Annotated in this window: 16 protein-coding genes; 2 read left to right on the top strand and 14 right to left on the bottom strand. The window is 41.4% G+C overall.

Annotated elements, in window-relative coordinates; translation table 11 throughout:
• Positions 1–78: 78 nt before the first annotated feature.
• From GPDM_RS15940 to GPDM_RS15875, 14 genes are all read right to left on the bottom strand, one after another.
• On the bottom strand, positions 79–1,170 hold the full coding sequence (locus tag GPDM_RS15940; protein ID WP_008433058.1) for an amidohydrolase: 1,092 nt from the start codon (positions 1,168–1,170) through the stop codon (positions 79–81).
• 135 nt (positions 1,171–1,305) lie between these two features.
• Positions 1,306–2,262, bottom strand: a complete 957-nt coding sequence (locus GPDM_RS15935; RefSeq protein WP_008433057.1) for a nuclease-related domain-containing protein — start codon at positions 2,260–2,262, stop codon at positions 1,306–1,308.
• 573 nt (positions 2,263–2,835) lie between these two features.
• The gene (locus GPDM_RS15930) at positions 2,836–4,449 is read right to left on the bottom strand and encodes a M20/M25/M40 family metallo-hydrolase (RefSeq protein ID WP_008433055.1); all 1,614 of its coding nucleotides are present in this window, start codon (positions 4,447–4,449) and stop codon (positions 2,836–2,838) included.
• Between the two features lie 98 nt (positions 4,450–4,547).
• Entirely contained in the window at positions 4,548–5,462 is a 915-nt protein-coding gene (locus GPDM_RS15925; RefSeq protein ID WP_008433054.1) for a DMT family transporter, read from the bottom strand.
• A 38-nt stretch (positions 5,463–5,500) separates the two neighbouring features.
• Complete coding sequence (gene panF / locus GPDM_RS15920) at positions 5,501–6,955, bottom strand: sodium/pantothenate symporter (RefSeq protein WP_008433052.1); 1,455 nt, start codon at positions 6,953–6,955, stop codon at positions 5,501–5,503.
• Positions 6,952–7,221: a YhdT family protein gene (locus GPDM_RS15915; RefSeq protein ID WP_008433051.1), complete on the bottom strand. Its 270-nt coding sequence runs from the start codon at positions 7,219–7,221 to the stop codon at positions 6,952–6,954. The genes panF and GPDM_RS15915 overlap by 4 nt, the downstream gene beginning before the upstream one ends.
• 133 nt (positions 7,222–7,354) lie before the next feature.
• Positions 7,355–8,653: an HlyD family secretion protein gene (locus tag GPDM_RS15910; protein WP_008433049.1), complete on the bottom strand. Its 1,299-nt coding sequence runs from the start codon at positions 8,651–8,653 to the stop codon at positions 7,355–7,357.
• Positions 8,646–9,263 carry a hypothetical protein gene (locus GPDM_RS15905; protein ID WP_050789224.1) on the bottom strand — a complete coding sequence of 206 codons (618 nt, stop codon included), beginning with the start codon at positions 9,261–9,263 and terminating at the stop codon, positions 8,646–8,648. Before GPDM_RS15905 ends, GPDM_RS15910 begins: the two co-directional genes overlap by 8 nt.
• 341 nt (positions 9,264–9,604) lie before the next feature.
• On the bottom strand, positions 9,605–9,952 hold the full coding sequence (locus tag GPDM_RS15900; RefSeq protein ID WP_139046216.1) for a hypothetical protein: 348 nt from the start codon (positions 9,950–9,952) through the stop codon (positions 9,605–9,607).
• Between the two features lie 94 nt (positions 9,953–10,046).
• On the bottom strand, positions 10,047–10,274 hold the full coding sequence (locus GPDM_RS15895; protein WP_008433044.1) for a DUF2187 family protein: 228 nt from the start codon (positions 10,272–10,274) through the stop codon (positions 10,047–10,049).
• Positions 10,275–10,374: 100 nt separating this feature from the next.
• Positions 10,375–11,325 carry a C40 family peptidase gene (locus tag GPDM_RS15890; protein WP_237704172.1) on the bottom strand — a complete coding sequence of 317 codons (951 nt, stop codon included), beginning with the start codon at positions 11,323–11,325 and terminating at the stop codon, positions 10,375–10,377.
• Between the two features lie 15 nt (positions 11,326–11,340).
• Complete coding sequence (locus GPDM_RS15885) at positions 11,341–12,264, bottom strand: S66 peptidase family protein (protein WP_008433041.1); 924 nt, start codon at positions 12,262–12,264, stop codon at positions 11,341–11,343.
• A gap of 520 nt (positions 12,265–12,784) precedes the next feature.
• Positions 12,785–13,255, bottom strand: coding sequence for a hypothetical protein (locus GPDM_RS15880; RefSeq protein WP_008433036.1), 471 nt, complete (start codon positions 13,253–13,255; stop codon positions 12,785–12,787).
• 334 nt (positions 13,256–13,589) lie between these two features.
• Positions 13,590–13,961, bottom strand: a complete 372-nt coding sequence (locus tag GPDM_RS15875) for a hypothetical protein (protein WP_008433035.1) — start codon at positions 13,959–13,961, stop codon at positions 13,590–13,592.
• Between the two features lie 198 nt (positions 13,962–14,159).
• Between GPDM_RS15875 and GPDM_RS15870 the strand changes: the two genes are divergently transcribed.
• Both GPDM_RS15870 and GPDM_RS15865 read left to right on the top strand, forming a co-directional pair.
• Complete coding sequence (locus GPDM_RS15870; protein WP_008433033.1) at positions 14,160–15,692, top strand: hypothetical protein; 1,533 nt, start codon at positions 14,160–14,162, stop codon at positions 15,690–15,692.
• Entirely contained in the window at positions 15,689–18,412 is a 2,724-nt protein-coding gene (locus GPDM_RS15865) for a DEAD/DEAH box helicase (RefSeq protein ID WP_008433032.1), read from the top strand. Before GPDM_RS15870 ends, GPDM_RS15865 begins: the two co-directional genes overlap by 4 nt.
• The last annotated feature ends 38 nt before the right edge of the window (positions 18,413–18,450 follow it).

Below are 18,450 nucleotides of genomic sequence, written 5' to 3'. Positions count from 1 at the left end.
GGTCTCGGATGTCGGCTCTGTTATTTTATCATGTGTTATTCTAACTTTAGAATTTTTAGTGTTTTAAGATATTTTTCATTAAGTAGCTTTGAGTGTATTTGCCAGCACGCGCGCACCGATATCAAGCGCTTTGTGGTTAAAGCTCATGTTTGGATGATGAAGTCCTGGCGTTAAGTCTGCCCCAATGCCAATCATTGCCGCGTGTAATTCAGGTTTTTTTATGGTATAAAAATGAAAATCGTCAGCACCTGTCGTATGAACCGGCGCAGCTGTTGCAGCGTCTCCCAGTGTTGTTCGAATTGCTGCGTCCGCAATTTGCATCGCTGTTTCCGACACTTCAGCAGCAGGTGTGTAATCTGTCCACTCGAATGTGATTTCGACATTATGTAGTTTTGCAATACTTGCTAATCCTTCACCAATTTTTTGCTGAAGTTCTTTCATCAAGTCGTTTGACTGCGAACGGACATCCATCGCAAAGTTGGCACTTCCTGGAATGATGTTCAAGCTATCCCCACCCGTTTGTATGTGCGTCAACTTTGCCGAATAGGATTCAAACGGAGAGAAATAAATCGATTTAACGAATTGATGAATTGCCGCAATGACATCGATGGCATTTTTTCCTTGATGCGGTCGCGCTCCGTGAGCATCGACCCCTGTAATTTTCCCTCTCAAGAAAATTCCCGATCCGTGATGCAGCGCGGGCGTCACTTTCCCAAACGGCAATTCTTCGATTGGACGCAGATGAACACCGTATAAATGCGACACCTCATCAATTGCCCCGCGCTCAATCATCGAAAGCGATCCGTTCCCTACCTCTTCTGCTGGCTGGAAAATAAAACGCACACGTTTCGTTAGTGTTTCATCTTTCAAATACAGCAACGCACCAAGCACCATCGACATATTCGCATCGTGTCCACATGAATGGTTAGCTTGTAGTTTGCCATCAACTTCTTGCCAAAGGGCATCAATATCCGCACGCACCGCAACCACTTCCGGTCCTTCACCAATTTCAGCAATCAACCCAGTCACATCTGGAAACGTGTGATGTTTCACACCTAGTTCCGTCATAATCGCCGCTAGTTTTTTTGTTGTTTCAACTTCTTTCCAGCTCACTTCTGGATGTGTATGAAAATGGGTGAAATACTCAAGTATTTGCTGCTCTATGTTCATATGATAGTCTCCTTTGGTTTAATGAATAGGCTTTAATAGTTTGATTGTACAGGAGTAGGGTGAAGAATAAAATGGAGTGAGTTTGAGTGGGTGTACTTTCATCAGCTAATTTTCTGTTTGTTTAAGCAGTTGGTTTTATTTGTGAAATGATTGCTGGATGTATTGACGGTATTTTCTTCCCCCAACTGGCTGGCAATTGTTGTTAAGAAGAAATCGTTTCGCGGTGTCTAAATTTTTAAGTCCGATAAAATCACGACACTCGGCTGTGTTGATGGTGGGTTTTATTAGCATAAACCATTCTTGAAGTGTGTGGACATGAGCGTCTTTACTGATCAGCCTGCACGTTTCGCATTCCCAAGCGACTTTGGTTGTCGTCATTTTCCCGAAATGACAACGCGGGCAAAAAACGCCCCCTTCGATTTCGGACGGTTCAATTTGAAATTTTGGAGCGAGTGGAAAAGGTTGATAGTTTTGATGTGCTGCGAGGAATGCGTTGCCCAGCTGGTAGAGTTCTTCTGTAGAAAGAGCGGGCTTTGGCAAGTGTAAGTTCGACAGATAAAAATTTAGTTCGCCTACTGCTAAAATGCGGGCGTTTGGTGGTGCGTCTTTAACAATTTGTGAAGGATGGGCAATGACAATTAGGCTAGAAATCGGCAAATTATAGCCAAGGGTTTTTAAAAACTTGCCCATTCGGATCGCTGTTTCATTCATTTGCGTAACGGGGCTTTTGTAGCTCTTAATTTCACCATCGGCCAAAATTGAATGGAGTGCGCTCGGGTTTTGTTTGAATTGCAGTTTCCCCGTAATGTTTTTGACTTCAAGTAAAATCACGCAGCTTTGCGTAATCAACACGGTATCGACTTGAATTTTGTATGGTGCCGGCAATGAAAAATCTTGGATAAGTTGATAGGCATAAGGTGGATCAAAAAAATCGAGCGCTTCGTCCAAGCGTTCTTCCCCACTAAAACCTGCTCTCGCAATATTCAAGCTGTTTTTGATGTTAGCTCGCTTTGGGTGAGTTGGTGAAATTCTTTTTAATAACGCTTCGTAGCCTGCAATTTTTGCTGGTTTTTCTCGGTGTTTGATAATCATATACTCCCTCCTTTTTTATTAGTTTAGCAGGGTTTTTAGAATTTTACCATTTATATCCAAATATGATTTTTGAAGAGGCTATACGGGGCAAATATGAGATTTGGAGGGGGTGTGTGAGTATTTCTATATAAAGTTTCTGTTAATGTCGCTCTCATTCACCCTCTTTAAAACCGATATACCCAACCCCTAAAGACGCTTTTCGCGAGCGAAAAGCCACAAAACATAAGTGATTTTCTTTTACATGAAGTTTTTGTTTTCTTACATGAACTTTTGAGCCCTTTACCTGAACTTTTTTCACTCTTACATGAACTTTTCACTTCTTTATATGAATCGCACTTTTTACAACAACTTTTCTTCCTCTTACCCAAACTTTTGAGTTCTTTACCTGAACTTTTTCCACTCTTACCTGAACTTTTCGCTTCTTTACATGAATCGCACTTTTACAGCAACTTTTCCTCCTCTTACCCGAACTTTCGAGCTCTTTACCTGAACTTTTTCGACTCTTACATGAACTTTTCACTTCTTTACACGACTCGCCCCTCTACCCAACAATCCCCACAAAAAAAAGCCGCCTTAGTGGCGACTTTTTACGGGTATTGAGAGGATCATGTCTTCTAATAGGACCGGCATTTCTTCGAATGTGTTTTTGATGTGTAGACGTTCTGTGCGTTTGTGTGCATCTTTACCGTAAGGACCAACGTTTAGGACGGGTGCTTTTAGCTCTTTCATTGCTTGGAATGGGATGCTGTACGAATCGCCGTAAACGGGTGTGTTGTTTTCGTACGCGACCCAGCCGTCGCTTTGGTCGTTGTAGCTGACGTAGCTCAAGTCTGAGATGCCGTTGAAGAAATGACCTTGTTTGACTTCGAGGTCGAATTTTTCTTTGGCGTTTGTTGTGACTTGTTCGACGCAGCGTTTGACCAATTCGTTTTCAGATGAATTAACGGACGGGTAATACGGTGGTGCGAACATCAGCACCATTGCCGGCGTTAGTTCTTGGCAGTTGATGAGCAAAATATCTGTAACATGCATAGATTTTTCACGAATGTCTAAGTCGGGCATCATTAATGTTTCGTGCAACAAGTCTGTGATGTAGTCGTGGCCGAATTTATTGCGCGCGTATTGAATTAGTTTTTCATAGCGCATGACGTTAATGCCGCCGACGGGTTCGATGTTTTCACGTTCGCACATGGCGTGGTAATCGCGTTCGCAATGGGCAGCTGCTTCGATTGCGATATTCTCAAAAATATCGAATACTTCTCCTGCGTTGCGTTCCATTGTAAAAACGTTGTACATTGCTGACGTGCGATAAGGCGTCTGGGCTGAGTATTCTAATTTCATATCTCGTTGGGTTAACGTTACTGGAAGAGGTGTTGTTTCTCCGTAGACCACTTCTTTAAAGCTTGTGTTCCATTCCATACGATGTGTTAAGTATGTTGAAATATAACTTGAGGTAATACCTGATAAAGGCTCTCCAACATGGGTTTCTTTTCCATAAAATAAAGCGGAGGGCATAATTTTTCCAATAGATCCCGTATATAAATAATGAGACGTATCTCCAGGTTTCATTCCAAAGACAGGTTCACCGTTTAAAAATAAAATATATTCTAAGCCGTGCTTACGCTCAAGGTCGAGTAATCTCGAAACGCCATAGCGCATGCCTGCTGAGTTTACTTCTTCGTCTGGAACTGTAAGGAGCAGTAAATTGATCGGCCAATTTTCAATAGAAGCTTTTTCGATCAATGCCATGTGAAGCGCAAGTCCTGCTTTCATGTCCATTGTGCCGCGGCCGAATAAGTATTCCCCAGAATCAAGATCTCTTACTGTATCGGCATCTAATTCGTCACGAATGAGTTTAAAGGCTTCGCCTAATTCTTCCGGGCTACAAGCTAAAGGTTCCAAGTCGCCGTATTCGCCAGTATGGACAGTATCGAAATGACTAAGCAAAACGATGGTATCGACGGCTTCTGGGTGCTTGTAAAGAGCGGTGATGCTTTGGCGTTCCCAATTCACTTCACCTGCGCTAATATAGTCAGGATTTTCCTGAAAATATGGCAGCTCCATTAATTTGTCTTTTAAATTGTAAGCAAATTCCACTTCTCCGTCTGTTAAAGTCATACTTTTCCAGCTGACAAGTTCACATAGTAATTGTTGCAGTTTTTCTGGCGTTCCCCATAACGTGGCCACGGCTCTTCACTCCTCTAGTTGCTTAAAGCTATTTATCTATCTAATCTCCATTATAGATACTTGTACCACAAATAAAAAGAGGGCTGCAAAAAAACGGCTCAAGGTGCGAGCCGTTTCTTGCGTTTTTTCAACAAATCTTCAGCTGCACCTGATCCAAACAGCACGCCAATCACAATAAGCACTAATCCATATATATGACCTAACGTGATTTTTTCATTTAACAACACGCTGGCGCCGACTAATGAAAACAAGGTATTCAAGTTCATAAAGATTGCCGCTTTTGTTGGTCCTGCTTGGCCAATTGAGTAATTATAAAGCATATGGCCGACTGCTGTTCCGAGCATCGCGGAAAACACAAACGCTACCCAAAATGACAAAGGCACTGCGGCGAACGCTTTGATTTCTCCTGGTTCTTGTAGGAGTGAAATGATAAACAATACGAGTGAACCTGTAATAAACATATACCCCGTTAAAATGCGCGGGTCGAGTGTACGTGCTGCATTGGCAATGACAATATAACTCAACACTTGCGCCAAAATGGAGATAAACACAAAAATATCTCCCACGTTTAATCCAGATGTCGCACCACTTCCAACCATTACTGTCGCAGCAACACCCGCAAACCCAATCACCACACCAAGCCACTGCAACTTAGACGGGTAATTGCGCATAATGAGCGACACGAGTACTGCGGTTAACATCGGACCTGTCCCTAAAATTAACCCTGCATTTGAACCTGTCGTAATTGATAAACCATTTGATAAGAAATAATGGTGTGCCACTACATTTAGTAACGAGCCAAGAAAAATAAATTTCCATTCACTTTTGGCTGGCCAGCGGAACATTTTAAAACTCGCGAGTATGGCCATTACCGACAATCCCGCTAACAAAATACGAAAAGCCGTTAATGTGACAGGGTCTACATATCCCAACATGTATTTGACTGCCGATAAATTAAAGCCCCACACAATCATGACAGCCGTTAAGATGCCGTAGATTTTCCATTTATTCAATCGCCAAGACCTCTTTTCGCCCCTCCGCAGAGAAGTCTTTATTTTATTATATTGTATTGATACGCTTTTCTATTGATTAATAAGCTAAAGGCGATAAAAGCTGCAAGTGACAACAACACTGGCACCGTCACCGTATGTACGCCGAACAAATTGCCGTATTCGATATTGTAAAAATGAATGGCGATATAGCTGAAAATCCCCGTCGCCATTGAAGCAATCGCTCCGTATTTATTGCCCCACTTCCAATACAACCCAAGAACAATCGGCCAAATAAACGCCGCTTCTAACCCGCCAAATGCGAATAAATTCAAGAAAATCAGCAGCTCTGGTGGATTTAAAGCAAGTAAGAAAACAATAACTCCAAGTATGCCTGTAACACCAAACGAGATCCGTTTAATGGTTTTCATCGTGGCATCGGGTTTGATGTAATTCAAGTAAACATCTTTAACAATCGACGAACTGACAAGTAACAACAGCGAATCGACGGTCGACATAATTGCAGCCATTGGAGCCGCGAGCACGATTCCTGCAACCCATGGCGGCAAAGTTTCTAGCGCAATAAGCGGAATGACTTTGTCGCCAATTTCGATTCCCGGCATAACCGGACGTGCAAAAACACCGATTAAATGCATATTGAGCATAATAAATCCGGTAACAATTGTGCCGATAATTAATGCCCGATGCATCGACCGTGAATTTTTATAAGACATGGCGCGCACCGCAATTTGTGGCAAGCCGACAACGCCGACGCCAACCAGTATCCAAAATGACGAGACATAAGCGGTCGTCAAATTGCCATCTGCGCCGTATGGTGTAACCAAGTTCGGGTTTTCATTGATCAAATCGTTGACGATATTCGGAATTCCACCACCCGCGATAATAACAGCGATCAATAGGACAAGTGTTCCGACGAGCATTACTGCTCCTTGCACAGCATCGGTTAAGGCAACCGCGCGAAACCCACCGATCGTGACATATACCAACACGCTAATCGCAAATAAAAACAAAGCTGAGTTATACGATAAGCCGGTTAATGATTCAACGAGTCTTGCGCCTCCAATCCATTGCGCCGCCATCGCAGAAAACAAGAAAACGATAATGCTAAAAGCCGATAACAATACCACAATTGTGCTATTGTACCGTGCTTTTAGAAAATCAATCATCGTGACTGCTTTGTAGCGACGTGCCATGATGGCGTATTTTTTCCCAAGAATCATCAAGACGAAATAGCCGGTTACAACTTGCGCCATGGCAAGGAGTACCCACCCAAAGCCCATCGTATAAGCTGTTCCGGGACCACCAAGAAAACTTGAGGCACTGCCGTATGTCGCAACCATTGTCATCGCAAGTACAAATCCACCCAGTTCCCGTCCGCCTAGAAAATAATCGCTAATAAAGTTGGAAGACGCCGATAGTTTACGGCTTGACCAATAACCAATAAAAAAGATAATCACTAAAAAGGCAAGCATTGGAACCAATACTGCGTAATTCATCGGATCTCCTCCTCTTCATCAAATGGGACTTCCGTGAAAAAGAATTTTACGATGACAATCACCAACACGCAGATCAGCAAAAAGCCAACAACGCAACTATAAAAAAACCAATCTGGCAAGCCAAAAATATAGCTATACTCTTCAACTGGACGCGAGCCTAAACCATATGCAAAACCAAACCACCAAATAAAATTAAATAGGGCTAACCCTACGCCAATCCATGCTTCTCGGTGAGCTATTTTAAAACGCCAATCCGTTTCTTCCATCACGTACACTCCCGTCCATTTTTCTTTTGCTTCATCTATCGTACACTATTGCCTGCTCCAAATTAACCCAGTTGTCTCGCTGTTAAATCAGCTAAAAACCCGAAAGCAGCAGCTTTCGGGTTGAGTAGATCCATTAACGTGCCAGTAAATATTCAACATACGCACGCCAATATGTGTTTTTGGCGACTTCAAAATCAGGTTGGCGAATCGGGAAAGGCATAAAGACTTTCGGCGGCGCAACAAAATGTTCAAGTTTTTCTTCGTGAATCACGATGGCGCCAGCTTCAGGACCTTCTGCTAGTACTGCTTTCGCACCTTTTTCAAACTCAGCAGTAACAGGCACCGTTTTTGGTCGACCATCGATGTTCAAGGTATGCGTTTTTCCAACTTCTCCGTCATAATCGAACAGCCATGGTGTCCGAAGAGCAACCGCATTTTCAGCTGTTTCTAACGTGATAGCCGTGTTGACGTTACTGCCAAAAGGCAATTTGTTTTCGACCGGCAACTCTACAGCGATTCGTATTTCGTAATACGCTAACGGATTGTTTTGCTCGTGTGGTTCTAATTGATGATAAGCTTCTAGCCATCTAGATTCTTCAGCAGGCATTTCTGAAACACTTTGAACGGTTCCTTTAGCAATTCCCTCAATGCCTTCTCCTTGAATGTTGACTGGATCTGCTACTTGAACCAACGGCCATTCGTCTTCAAGTACATAGCTGAGGAATATTTTTTCATTCGAATAAATCTCAATACTCAGCGGTTCTGTTTCTCGGTTGATTTTGGATACCACGCCGTCTACCGGGCTGATGAGTGATGGAGTTGAAAGACTTTGCGCTAATTGCGCTTCTAATACCGCTAATTGTGTTTCGATCGAAGCAAGTTCTTGTTCAGCTTGAGCGATTCCGGCATCGTATGAGCCATCTTGCGGCACTGCGACACCAACTGAAACATTTACATCAAAATCAATGACATCCTCATCTTCATTCGTTATTTGCGAATTATTAGAGGCATCTCGCGAGACCACTCCACCTTGAGCAGCTTTCGCTTGTTGAAGCGACGTCAACGAACTTTGGACTTCGTTGCGCTGACCTTCGAGCGCAATTTTCTGCGTTTCCCATACCGCTCGCTGATCAGCCGTTTCCGCTTCATTTAATACAGCGAGTTCTGATCCGGCAGTTACACTGTCGCCTTCTTGAACCGTCCACTGCTGAAGCGCTTCATGGTCTTGCACATAAATGTCTATCGTTTCTTGTGGTACTGTCAATGCTTCTTTAAACAAATCAATGGTGTATGTACCGGTGTAGGCTTGTTCATACTCGCTAACATAAACACTTTTCGGCAAAATGCTTTTTTCGCCAAACATCAACAGTCCATTAGCCGTTAAAAAAGCCACTACTGCGATAGATAACCCAACAAAATAAAATCTATTCAAAGAGACTCCCTCCATCCATAAAACCGCTCAGCATATCATCTGTTGGAATCAAACTAAACGAGGCGACAAATAACGCCGCCAATATGTGGAGCATGATTAAGCCAAATAAAATCAGTTTCGGGTTAATTTTTGTAAAGCTGCGGATAAATCGGTATTGCACCGCAATGATAAGTGACGTGAAAAGCGTCAATTGATTAAAGAAATAAATCAAAAAATCGTGTTCCAAAAAAGTAGCCGCAATCGGACCAAACGAGAAAAGTGACACAGACATCGTATAGCCGGTCAACGCAAACAATAAGAAAAGCAATCCTTTTTCAATAATTAACAACGCAACAACGTAGAGCTGCATAATAAGTGCGGCGCGCCATGCTATTTTGATGAATTTATTGAACAAAAAAGCCGCTCCGTACAGATGGAAAGCCAAATAAAAGCCTGCCCAAAGAAGCGTCCCTACAAGTGAGGTCCAGCGAGCTAATGTATAAGCATCCCACATTCCTGCTGCTAAAATCGGCGTCAGTGAATCTGTATTCATCCCCCAGATCTCACTCATTGCGAATACCATTAGGCCAATCGCAAAAATCCAGGCAATGCGCTTGTTCACATCGCGCATTTCCGTCGTTTTTATATTATGTATAAGTTGTCCTTGTCTCGGGAAAAAGTGCCAGAATTTGAAGTCGGATATCATGCGTATAGTTCCTTTCAAGGCAATTGACGTTCTGCTTCACTATACTTTACCAAAAAAGTGTCATCTTTGGAACGCATTAGCTGGTACATTCTTCAATATTTCAATCGTTTGAGTCAAAAGGCATAGCAGCCGGGTTGGCGTGTTGTTATGGGTATGATGAATTTTTGTTTTAGTTGAACTTTTTTGGCTTTTACATGGATTTTTTATATTTTTACATGAACTTTTCGGGCCCTTACATGAACTTTTTTCACTCTTACCTAAACTTTTCATTTCTTTACATGAATACATGCTCTTACAGCAACTTTCCCTCCTCTTACCCGAACTTTTGAGCTCTTTACATGAACTTTTTTCACTCTTACCTGAACTTTTCTCTTCTTTACATGAACTTTTCTCTTCTTTACATGAATCCAGGCTCTTACAGCAACTTTTCCTCCTCTTACCCGAACTTTTCTGGCCCTTACATGAACTTTTTTCACCCTTACCTGAACTTTTACTTCTTTACATGAATCCAGGCTCTTACAGCAACTTTTCATCCTCTTACCCGAACTTTTGAGCTCTTTACATGAACTTTTCACCCTTTTACATGAACCCTCCCATATTTCACTCAAGTTCACATGAGATCTCTATTTCATTCACATAGCAACAACTCCCTAAAAAAATCCAAACAAAAAAAGACTGCTCACGAGGAGCAGCCTTTTCTTTATCGAATTATGCTTCGATAATGCGATATTTCTTATGTGAAATTACGGTCATGTTGGATGCCGCACCAATTTCTTTTGCGTCTTCTGGTGAAATTTCAACAATCACCGAGTTGTCCATAATTTTAAAGATGGTGCCGTTAACATCGACGCCGTTACGAGTGAAAGAAATCCATTCGCCTATGTAGCGCGCCGCTACGAATTCTGATACTTCTTTTTCATGGGGTTGGAAAGCCATCAATACCACGCCTCTCTTTTTAAAACGCTATCTGTCTATTATAGCACAAATTGACTTCCATTTCACCTTTAAAGAAACACTGCTTTTCGCTGCTTTTATTCTAGTCTTCGTGATCTTCGATTTCGGTAAATCGACGAATGGCACAGAGCTCCACTTCATGCTTTGTCCCAGCCAGTTCAATGATTTCTACTGACTTCCCAGGCTTCGGCGCATGAAGCATTAACCCATTGCCATAATACACGCCGACGTGATGGATTTTTCCTTTGCCTTCTTCGTGAGCAAAAAACAATACATCCCCTATATGCCAAGCTTCAACATTCTGTGGATCAATCTCGCTTCCTTCTGACACTTGATCTACCGCATCGCGTGAAATAATTACACCGTTTGCTTTCATTAAATTATACGTAAAGCCTGAACAATCAAAGCCGTAACTCGACATCCCTGCCCACAAATAAGGCAAATCCAAAAACTTCGCACCGAGCTTAGCGATGTCTACTCCACTACCTTTTAGATTTTGGTTGTAAGCGTCAACGATTTCCACTGCTTCTGTCATTACTAACGCATCTCCATCCGGCGTTTGCAGTCGAATAAATTCACCAATCTCTTTTACTGGCAGCGTCGTGTTAAATGACACGACTTTCAGCGGCTTGAAATCTTCTGTCCAAAGTTGTGCTTTGTTTTGCGTTACGCGAGCAAAGCCAAGTTCTGCTAAATTTGCGACTTCTTTTAATTGATCAACAGGTACCCAGCCGGGGTAGCCTCGCTCATCTTTTTGACACGGTTGCCAAAGTGCAATGATTTTCGCCCAACCATCTACTACTTCTTCAATCAATACCGGTTCGCCGTATAGAAGTTGTGTTTGGATTCGGTTGCTATTAACCAAGTCTTGATTGTCTTCTGGACTCATGCTTTGTAGCCAGTTATTGATATTGGAATGTGCACCAATTCCTTTTGCATCGACTGGGCGCGCTTTTTCTGGGGCGGTCCAAACGGTTGCAACGGGAACACTGCATACCCATGCCGTGGATTCTGTCTGCAACAAACTGTTCACTCCGTTTCGGTTTTGTTATTCGACGCCTGGAAGAATGGTTAAGGTTTTAGCATCCGCATCAAGTCTAGCAAGCGCACCTAATGGGACAGAAAAATGCGGTTCGCAATGACCGATTTTAAAGCCTTTGACAACCGGGATTTTTAAATCGCTAAAGCAATTGTCTAAAACTTGTTCTAACGTCAATGATGGCTTGCGTTTTTTTGGTTCAGCATTTTTGAAATCGCCAATAATAACGCATGCAGCTTCATCAAATTTTCGTGCCATACGCAAATGATTAAGAATTTCGTCCACTTCAGCCGGTTCTTCATCCACATCTTCAATCAATAAAATCTTGCCTTTTACGTCCAAATCGAACTTCGTGCCAATTGCACTGCGAATCAACGACAGATTGCCTCCGACCAGCTCACCTTGAGCCACTCCACCTACCACTGTTTCAAGTGGCGACACTTCTTCTGTGTAATGCAATTCAAATGGTGCAAATAATTGGCCAAACATACGTCTGCTGCGTTCGTGGAATTCCGGTTTTCCAACATCTGATGCGAGCATCGAACCATGAAATGTCACTAAGTTTGCGTATTCGCCGATTGCTGTATGTAAAAAGGTAATATCCGAATAGCCCCAAAACACTTTTGGGTTTTCTTTGATCATCGCATAATCGATTTGGTCTGCGTATCGTGCCGCTCCGTAGCCGCCTCCTGCACAAAAAATGCCGGACACTTCAGGGTCTTCAAACATGGCGTGCAAATCGGCTAAGCGTTCTTCGTCTGTTCCAGCCAAATAGCCGTTAACTTCGTAAACAGACTTGCCAAGTTTGACGTTTAAGCCAAGCTCTTCTAAAAACGGCAATGCTTTTTTTAAGTTTTCTTGATTTGGTGGACTTGAAGGGGAAATAACCCCTACCGTATCCCCCTTTTTTAATCGTTTTGGTAAAGTTCTCACAACATCTACTCCTTTACTGATTTTCGTCTTTTTTCATTACTATGACTCAATGTACCAATACCGCTGTAAGAGTTCAATCGAACAGCAACCGATTGTGATCAAAAGAACAAGAAATAATCATTTTATTTTATTTTTTAGAATTTTTAGTTATTTTGGACGATGTTTATTATAAATCAATCATTTATACTAAAAACAAGTTAACAAACAGCTTAACTTACAGTAAGATCTTCCAAAAAAAAACTTTTATAAAAGGAGCGGATGAAGATGATGAATTTTGATAAAGTACTAGAACTAGGTTGGGGAGATCTTGCAATCGGAGTCGCTGGCTCTACAGCAGTTATGCTGTTTATCAATTTTTACACTTTGATGTAAGGGGTGACTTATGAATAACGTAGATATTTAAAAGCTCTTTTCTGAATCTATCGGAAAAGGGCTTTTAACATGGATTTTTTCGCATTTAAAAACGCCTCTCCCTGTCGATCCGGAAAGACGTTTTTATCCATAGGCTGCTATATTCACTTTACAAACCTCCATGTAATTGTTCTGATTCGCGTTGCTGAGCCAGTAATGCATCAAACATTGCCCGATCTCCTGAACTTAAAGCTTCATCAATCATACGACTGTAGTTTGCCTGTTCTAGAAAATGAATGGCATCCGTCGCTTCTTTTCTCGTTTGGTCGTTCACCTCAATGACTTCTTCCCTTTCTTCCTGCAATATCGCTTGGAGATGTTTGTGTATATCAGACACCAGCAACAATTGGTAAAGAGGCAAGCGGATAAAGCGATTGCCTTTTTGGAAGACGAACACTTCAGAAAGATTCTCTACTTGAAATGTATTGAGGTTGACGATAATTTCTTTACCTTCCACCGGAATAAAGTGGAACAGCTCGTCATCTTTCATAATTGAGAAATACTGATAAGCAAACACAAATTTAACTAGATGCCCTTCTTTCTTCGTATAGAACGGCTTCATAAGTTTGACATGCAACATTATAATCACCCCTCTTTTTATTTTTTTAATATTCTGACTACCTTAATTATAGCATAAAACCCTCTATTCGAAAATAGAAAGGGATAAGAATTTTCTTATATATTAGACGTTTTAGAAACTATTTCGTCACATTTTTTATCAAAAAAATATTTATTTGTAATAAAAACGCTATTAATTCTATCTTCTACTACCTCTTAAGATTCAGTTTGGTTAGTTTAAAATTTATTATTAATAAGTTAATTCCCCCTCAAATTACTATTCAAAACCCTCCGAAATAAAAAAGCCTATCAGCTACCAACTATGGCTAGCTCACAAGCTTTAGAAAACGGTTACATTATTTTCGTGTGCGCATTCGTTGATGACGGTGACGTGGGGGCGTAATCATAAAATGCATTTCATTTGGTTCGATGTAAATGGACACTTTCCCTATAATATACGCCACCAAATGATGAAACTCTTCATCCGACATTTCTCGTTTATAAAAAACGATTCGATTCATTTTAAAATCGACTTGCACCTGCTCCAAATAATCTGGAAATAGACGTGGGTCTTGAATGCTGTAACAATTACCATCTGATGAAATTTGCCAACTGATCTTACCAAATACCAAATCAGCTCTCGCATAGACTACTTCCCAACCCAATACGTCCTTTGGCTGCAATACAGAGCGCAAGTCAGGAATTTCTAAAATAAACGAATTGAACAACGAACATTCTCCTATCCTAAACAATATAATTAGGCCTTTACTACTTTCATAATACCATTTAACTTACATAAAACAATATTCTGAAAAAAATAAATGCATAGGTTTCTTCCCTGTTTCTTCACTAACTATTCTTCATCATTTACGGAGCAGTCTGAAAGACGTATAATAGAGGGAAAGTTTTATTTTGGGGCGATGCATATGGCTACGGTTCAATCCCTGGCGAAAAGATTCGAAGATACAATACACAATTATATGGCTGCTATCGACAAATCACTTCTACCGACCCGTGCGTTGGATGAAGAAATGGTTCGAAAAGCAGTCTTTTTAGTGCGGCATGACGGCGTCCAGATTCAATCATTCAATGAAGAACGCCTATTACTGGAGGCAATTGTAAAAGATGCACACTCTGTTAAGGTAATCCTTAACTTCGATAAGCTCACAGCAATTTGCGCATGTCCACAAGAACCAACATGTCGTCACCGAGTGGCAGTTATTTTTGCGCTTTATCAAAAAATCGGTTCTCTTTCAGAGTGGGTAACTTCATGGCGTGAGCCTGAGAACAAACAACTCGCTTTATTGTCAGAAAAACGCTCGCCGGAGCAATGGACAAAACTGATTCGTAGCATTTGGCGAGATGCAATTCCTGATTATACGACCCGTAATTATTTTTATTATGAACAAATGTATGAAGGACGTTTGAAAAACGCTTTGTCCTACGTACCGTTAGAGCGTGAGTGGAAAGTTCTTTACCGCACCTATGCTCATTTTATCTCGTTAACAGAAGTATGGGCGACGTTTATCTCAGGCACTCAAGAAGTTCATCATTCGTTTTTCAAAACGTGGTTTGATGATGAATTACATGAATTACGTGATTTGCTTGGGCAGTTGCGTGTGCAACATCGCACATTCGAAGCAGATGCTTTTTTTGAACATTTAAAAGGTTTGGTTCGGGAATTTATCGAAGTGAAAGATTCTTCATTTTCACAACGGTTCTCTCTTTACCAGCTATTTTGGACCAATCTGTTTACAACAAATAGACTGCGCGAAGATGAACTTGTTGCTTTAAAAAATCCAGATGAACGATTAAAAGCCTTTTTTAATATTTTACTAAAAAACGATCTCGATATTAAAAAAATATCGCCTAACGAAACGCACGACTGGGTGGCTCTTGCAGTTCTTGCTGAAGACGAAAATCACCTGCAAGCATTAACAAATGTGTTGTTGGCGATCAAGCCACATGTGAAAACCTTCTTATTTGAAGGGCTTTACACACAATACCGTCATCAATATGTGCGAACGCTTAGCCGTTTGTTTTCACAAATCGAATTAAGTGAACTGGATTGGGAAGATTTGTTTAAGCAATTTGGCCATTATGGTTTGCCTGCGTATTCGGCTTATTTAATCGAAAAACAAATGTATAAACAATGGGCAGAACTGCATCATCTTCACAATTCTCCTTTGTATTTTGCGGAGGAATGTGGCCTTAAAGAAGTCCAAAACGATGCGCCGGATTACGTACTTCCCCTTTTCCATCGATATGCATTATCGCATCTAGAAGAACGTAACCGTCCAAGCTATAAACAAGCAGTACGAATCTGGAAAAAGATGAAAGCTGCCTGCAAAAAAAGCGGTCAAATGGAGTTTTGGACTGCGTATATTACTGAAATCCGCACACAAAACAAACGTTTACGTGCACTCCAGGAAGAGATCGAGAAAGGAAATCTTATATGAATCAATTCCAAACTGAAGGAAGCCGTCTTTACTATTTAACCATCAATCGTGGAGAACTTTTCCGCATCCAGGCAGCCAACGAAGCCGGCAATCGAATTCCACCGGAAATCTGGAAGTCATATTTGTATTTTCTAGATAAAGATAGCTTCTACGGCTTGACGGCACAAACTGATGGGCTGGATTTGGTCTTAACACCCGCTGATTTTGTTCGTTTGTTTCAAAATGAACCTCATCATTACGTAACATTTGCTGGACAACGACCAGAAGATGAAAGTTGGCTTAAGCTTGCTGAAAAAGTTGCTGACTCGTTAAGTGACCCTGATCTATGGGATCATGTATCGGTTGAAGCAGATGATATTGTCATCAGTAAAAAGTATGGAGATAACGAAATTCGTGCTTTTCTTGCTGATACGATTCATCATCAATTGCGTCAAAAAGGCTTAACGGTTGCTCAACTACCTTATATTCAAGGCTTTGTGCAACAAGCTGGTTGGCAAGGTTTACCCGATGCCGATGATTACGTAGTTGCGGTGCAATTAAGCGAACCCGATGAAGATGAATATTGGTCTTTTAAAGTGGTTATGCGTTCAAAACGAGGCAGTGTTTATTGGTCTCCTTCTAAACGTCGTGCAAATGAACCGATACCTAAAGCGTTACCAGAGAAATGGCGTTCGTTTGCACCAGATATTAAAGATCGCCAAGCTTTAATATTAAGTTTATGCCCTTCTATTGAAAGCTTTGATGAAGACCTTTTTTACCATGTTGAATGGACAGATTCAGAAATTCTTGAGTTTTTGCGAAATGATGCCGAAATCTTGCAGGCGTTTGGTGTAGAAGTGTCAATTCCATCTTGGTTAAAGGCTGTTCAAGAATCAAAAATTCGCGTTAAAGCCAATGTAAACTCAACGATTAAAAAAGCATCGGTTGTTGGCCTTGATCAAATTATTAATTTTGATTGGCAGTTTTCATTAAACGGACACGATCTCAGCATGCAGGATTTTCAACGTTTAGTTACGGAGAACAAAGAGTTTATCCGCATCGGCAATGAATGGGTGCGTGTGGATTCAAACTTATTGATGCAGTTGCGGAAAATGATTGAAGAAGCAGAAGACGCCGATTGGACCATTAAAGATATGTTGTTCCAAAACGTACCAGAAATTATGCTAGAGGAAACAACTGAAGAAGATGATCCACTCGTTGAATTTCATTTGAATAGATCACTGAAAACATTACTCGATAAGCTTCTTGATAAGCGCGATTTACCGGAAACTCCGTTACCAAAAAACTTATTAACTGAGCTACGTCCTTACCAGAAAATCGGCTTTGATTATTTAGTGTTTATGCGCCAAGAAGGATTCGGGTTGTGTTTAGCAGATGATATGGGGCTCGGAAAAACGGTTCAGCTTATTACGTACTTGCTCCATGTTCACGGGAAAAAACCTGAGCATCCTTCGTTGATTGTTTGCCCAACTTCGGTGCTCGGTAACTGGCAAAAAGAGTTAGAACGCTTTGCTCCTGACTTGAAAGTGGTGACACATTACGGCAGTGTTCGTCCAAAAGGCGAAGAATTTAATCTTTATTTAGCTAAAGAAAAACCCGATGTTGTGTTATCCACTTATGGCATCGCGTCTTCCGATGGAGAAGAAATGCAAAGTCTGCATTGGTCGAGTATTACGCTTGATGAAGCACAAAATATTAAGAATATGTACACGAAGCAATCGCGTACTATCCGGAAATTCAAAGGCGATCACCATATTGCATTGACGGGAACGCCGATTGAAAACCGTCTTTCTGAGTTATGGTCGATATTTGACTTTATCAATAAAGGTTACTTATACCGCATCAAGCAATTCCAAGAAAATTTCATGATTCCAATCGAACGTGATAATTCTGAAGAACATAAAGAAAAATTGCGTCAGCGTATTCAGCCATTCCTGCTCCGCCGGACGAAAAAAGATCCGGACTTGCAGTTAAACTTGCCTGAAAAACAGGAACAGCTAGAATACTGTCCACTGACACCCGAGCAAGCCGCGTTATATGAAGGCTTGGTTCAGGATACGGTGCAGAAAATGGAGACGCTCACAGGTTTCGAGAAAAAAGGATTAGTCTTGAAAATGCTTAGTAAATTAAAGCAGCTATGTAATCATCCGTCTCTTTACTTGAAAGAGCCTTATACGAATGCTGCTGAAATTCTTCCTCGTTCTCAAAAACTAGAGCGCATTGTGACCTTGGCCGGGGAAATTGCAGAACGCGGGGAACAATGTTTGATATTCACACAATACATCGGTATGGGACATATCCTTCAACAAGCGATTAACGAGTTGTATGGCCATGAAGTGCCATTCCTAACCGGTAGCATGCCAAAACAACAACGTGATTCGTTAGTAGCTCAATTCCAAGCTGGGAAATTTCCTATTTTCATCTTGTCGTTGAAAGCAGGCGGCACGGGGCTGAACTTAACGGCCGCAACGCATGTTTTACATGCGGATAGATGGTGGAATCCAGCGGTGGAAAACCAAGCGACTGACCGAGCTTACCGTATTGGTCAAACTCAATTTGTTCATGTTCATAAGTTTGTGACCATTGGAACGATTGAAGAAAAAATCGATTCTTTATTGGTTCAAAAGCAATCGATGTCCGAAGAGTTTATTCAATCCAGTCAATGGATGACCGATCTTTCGGATAATGATTTGAAAGAACTGTTTACGTACTCACTATAACTAGCGTTAAATAATGCGGCCAGGTCCCCACCTGGCCG

This window comes from Planococcus donghaensis MPA1U2 (assembly GCF_000189395.1).
Lineage (GTDB): Bacteria > Bacillota > Bacilli > Bacillales_A > Planococcaceae > Planococcus > Planococcus donghaensis_B.
This window is presented reverse-complemented; position numbering and strand designations above follow the sequence as displayed.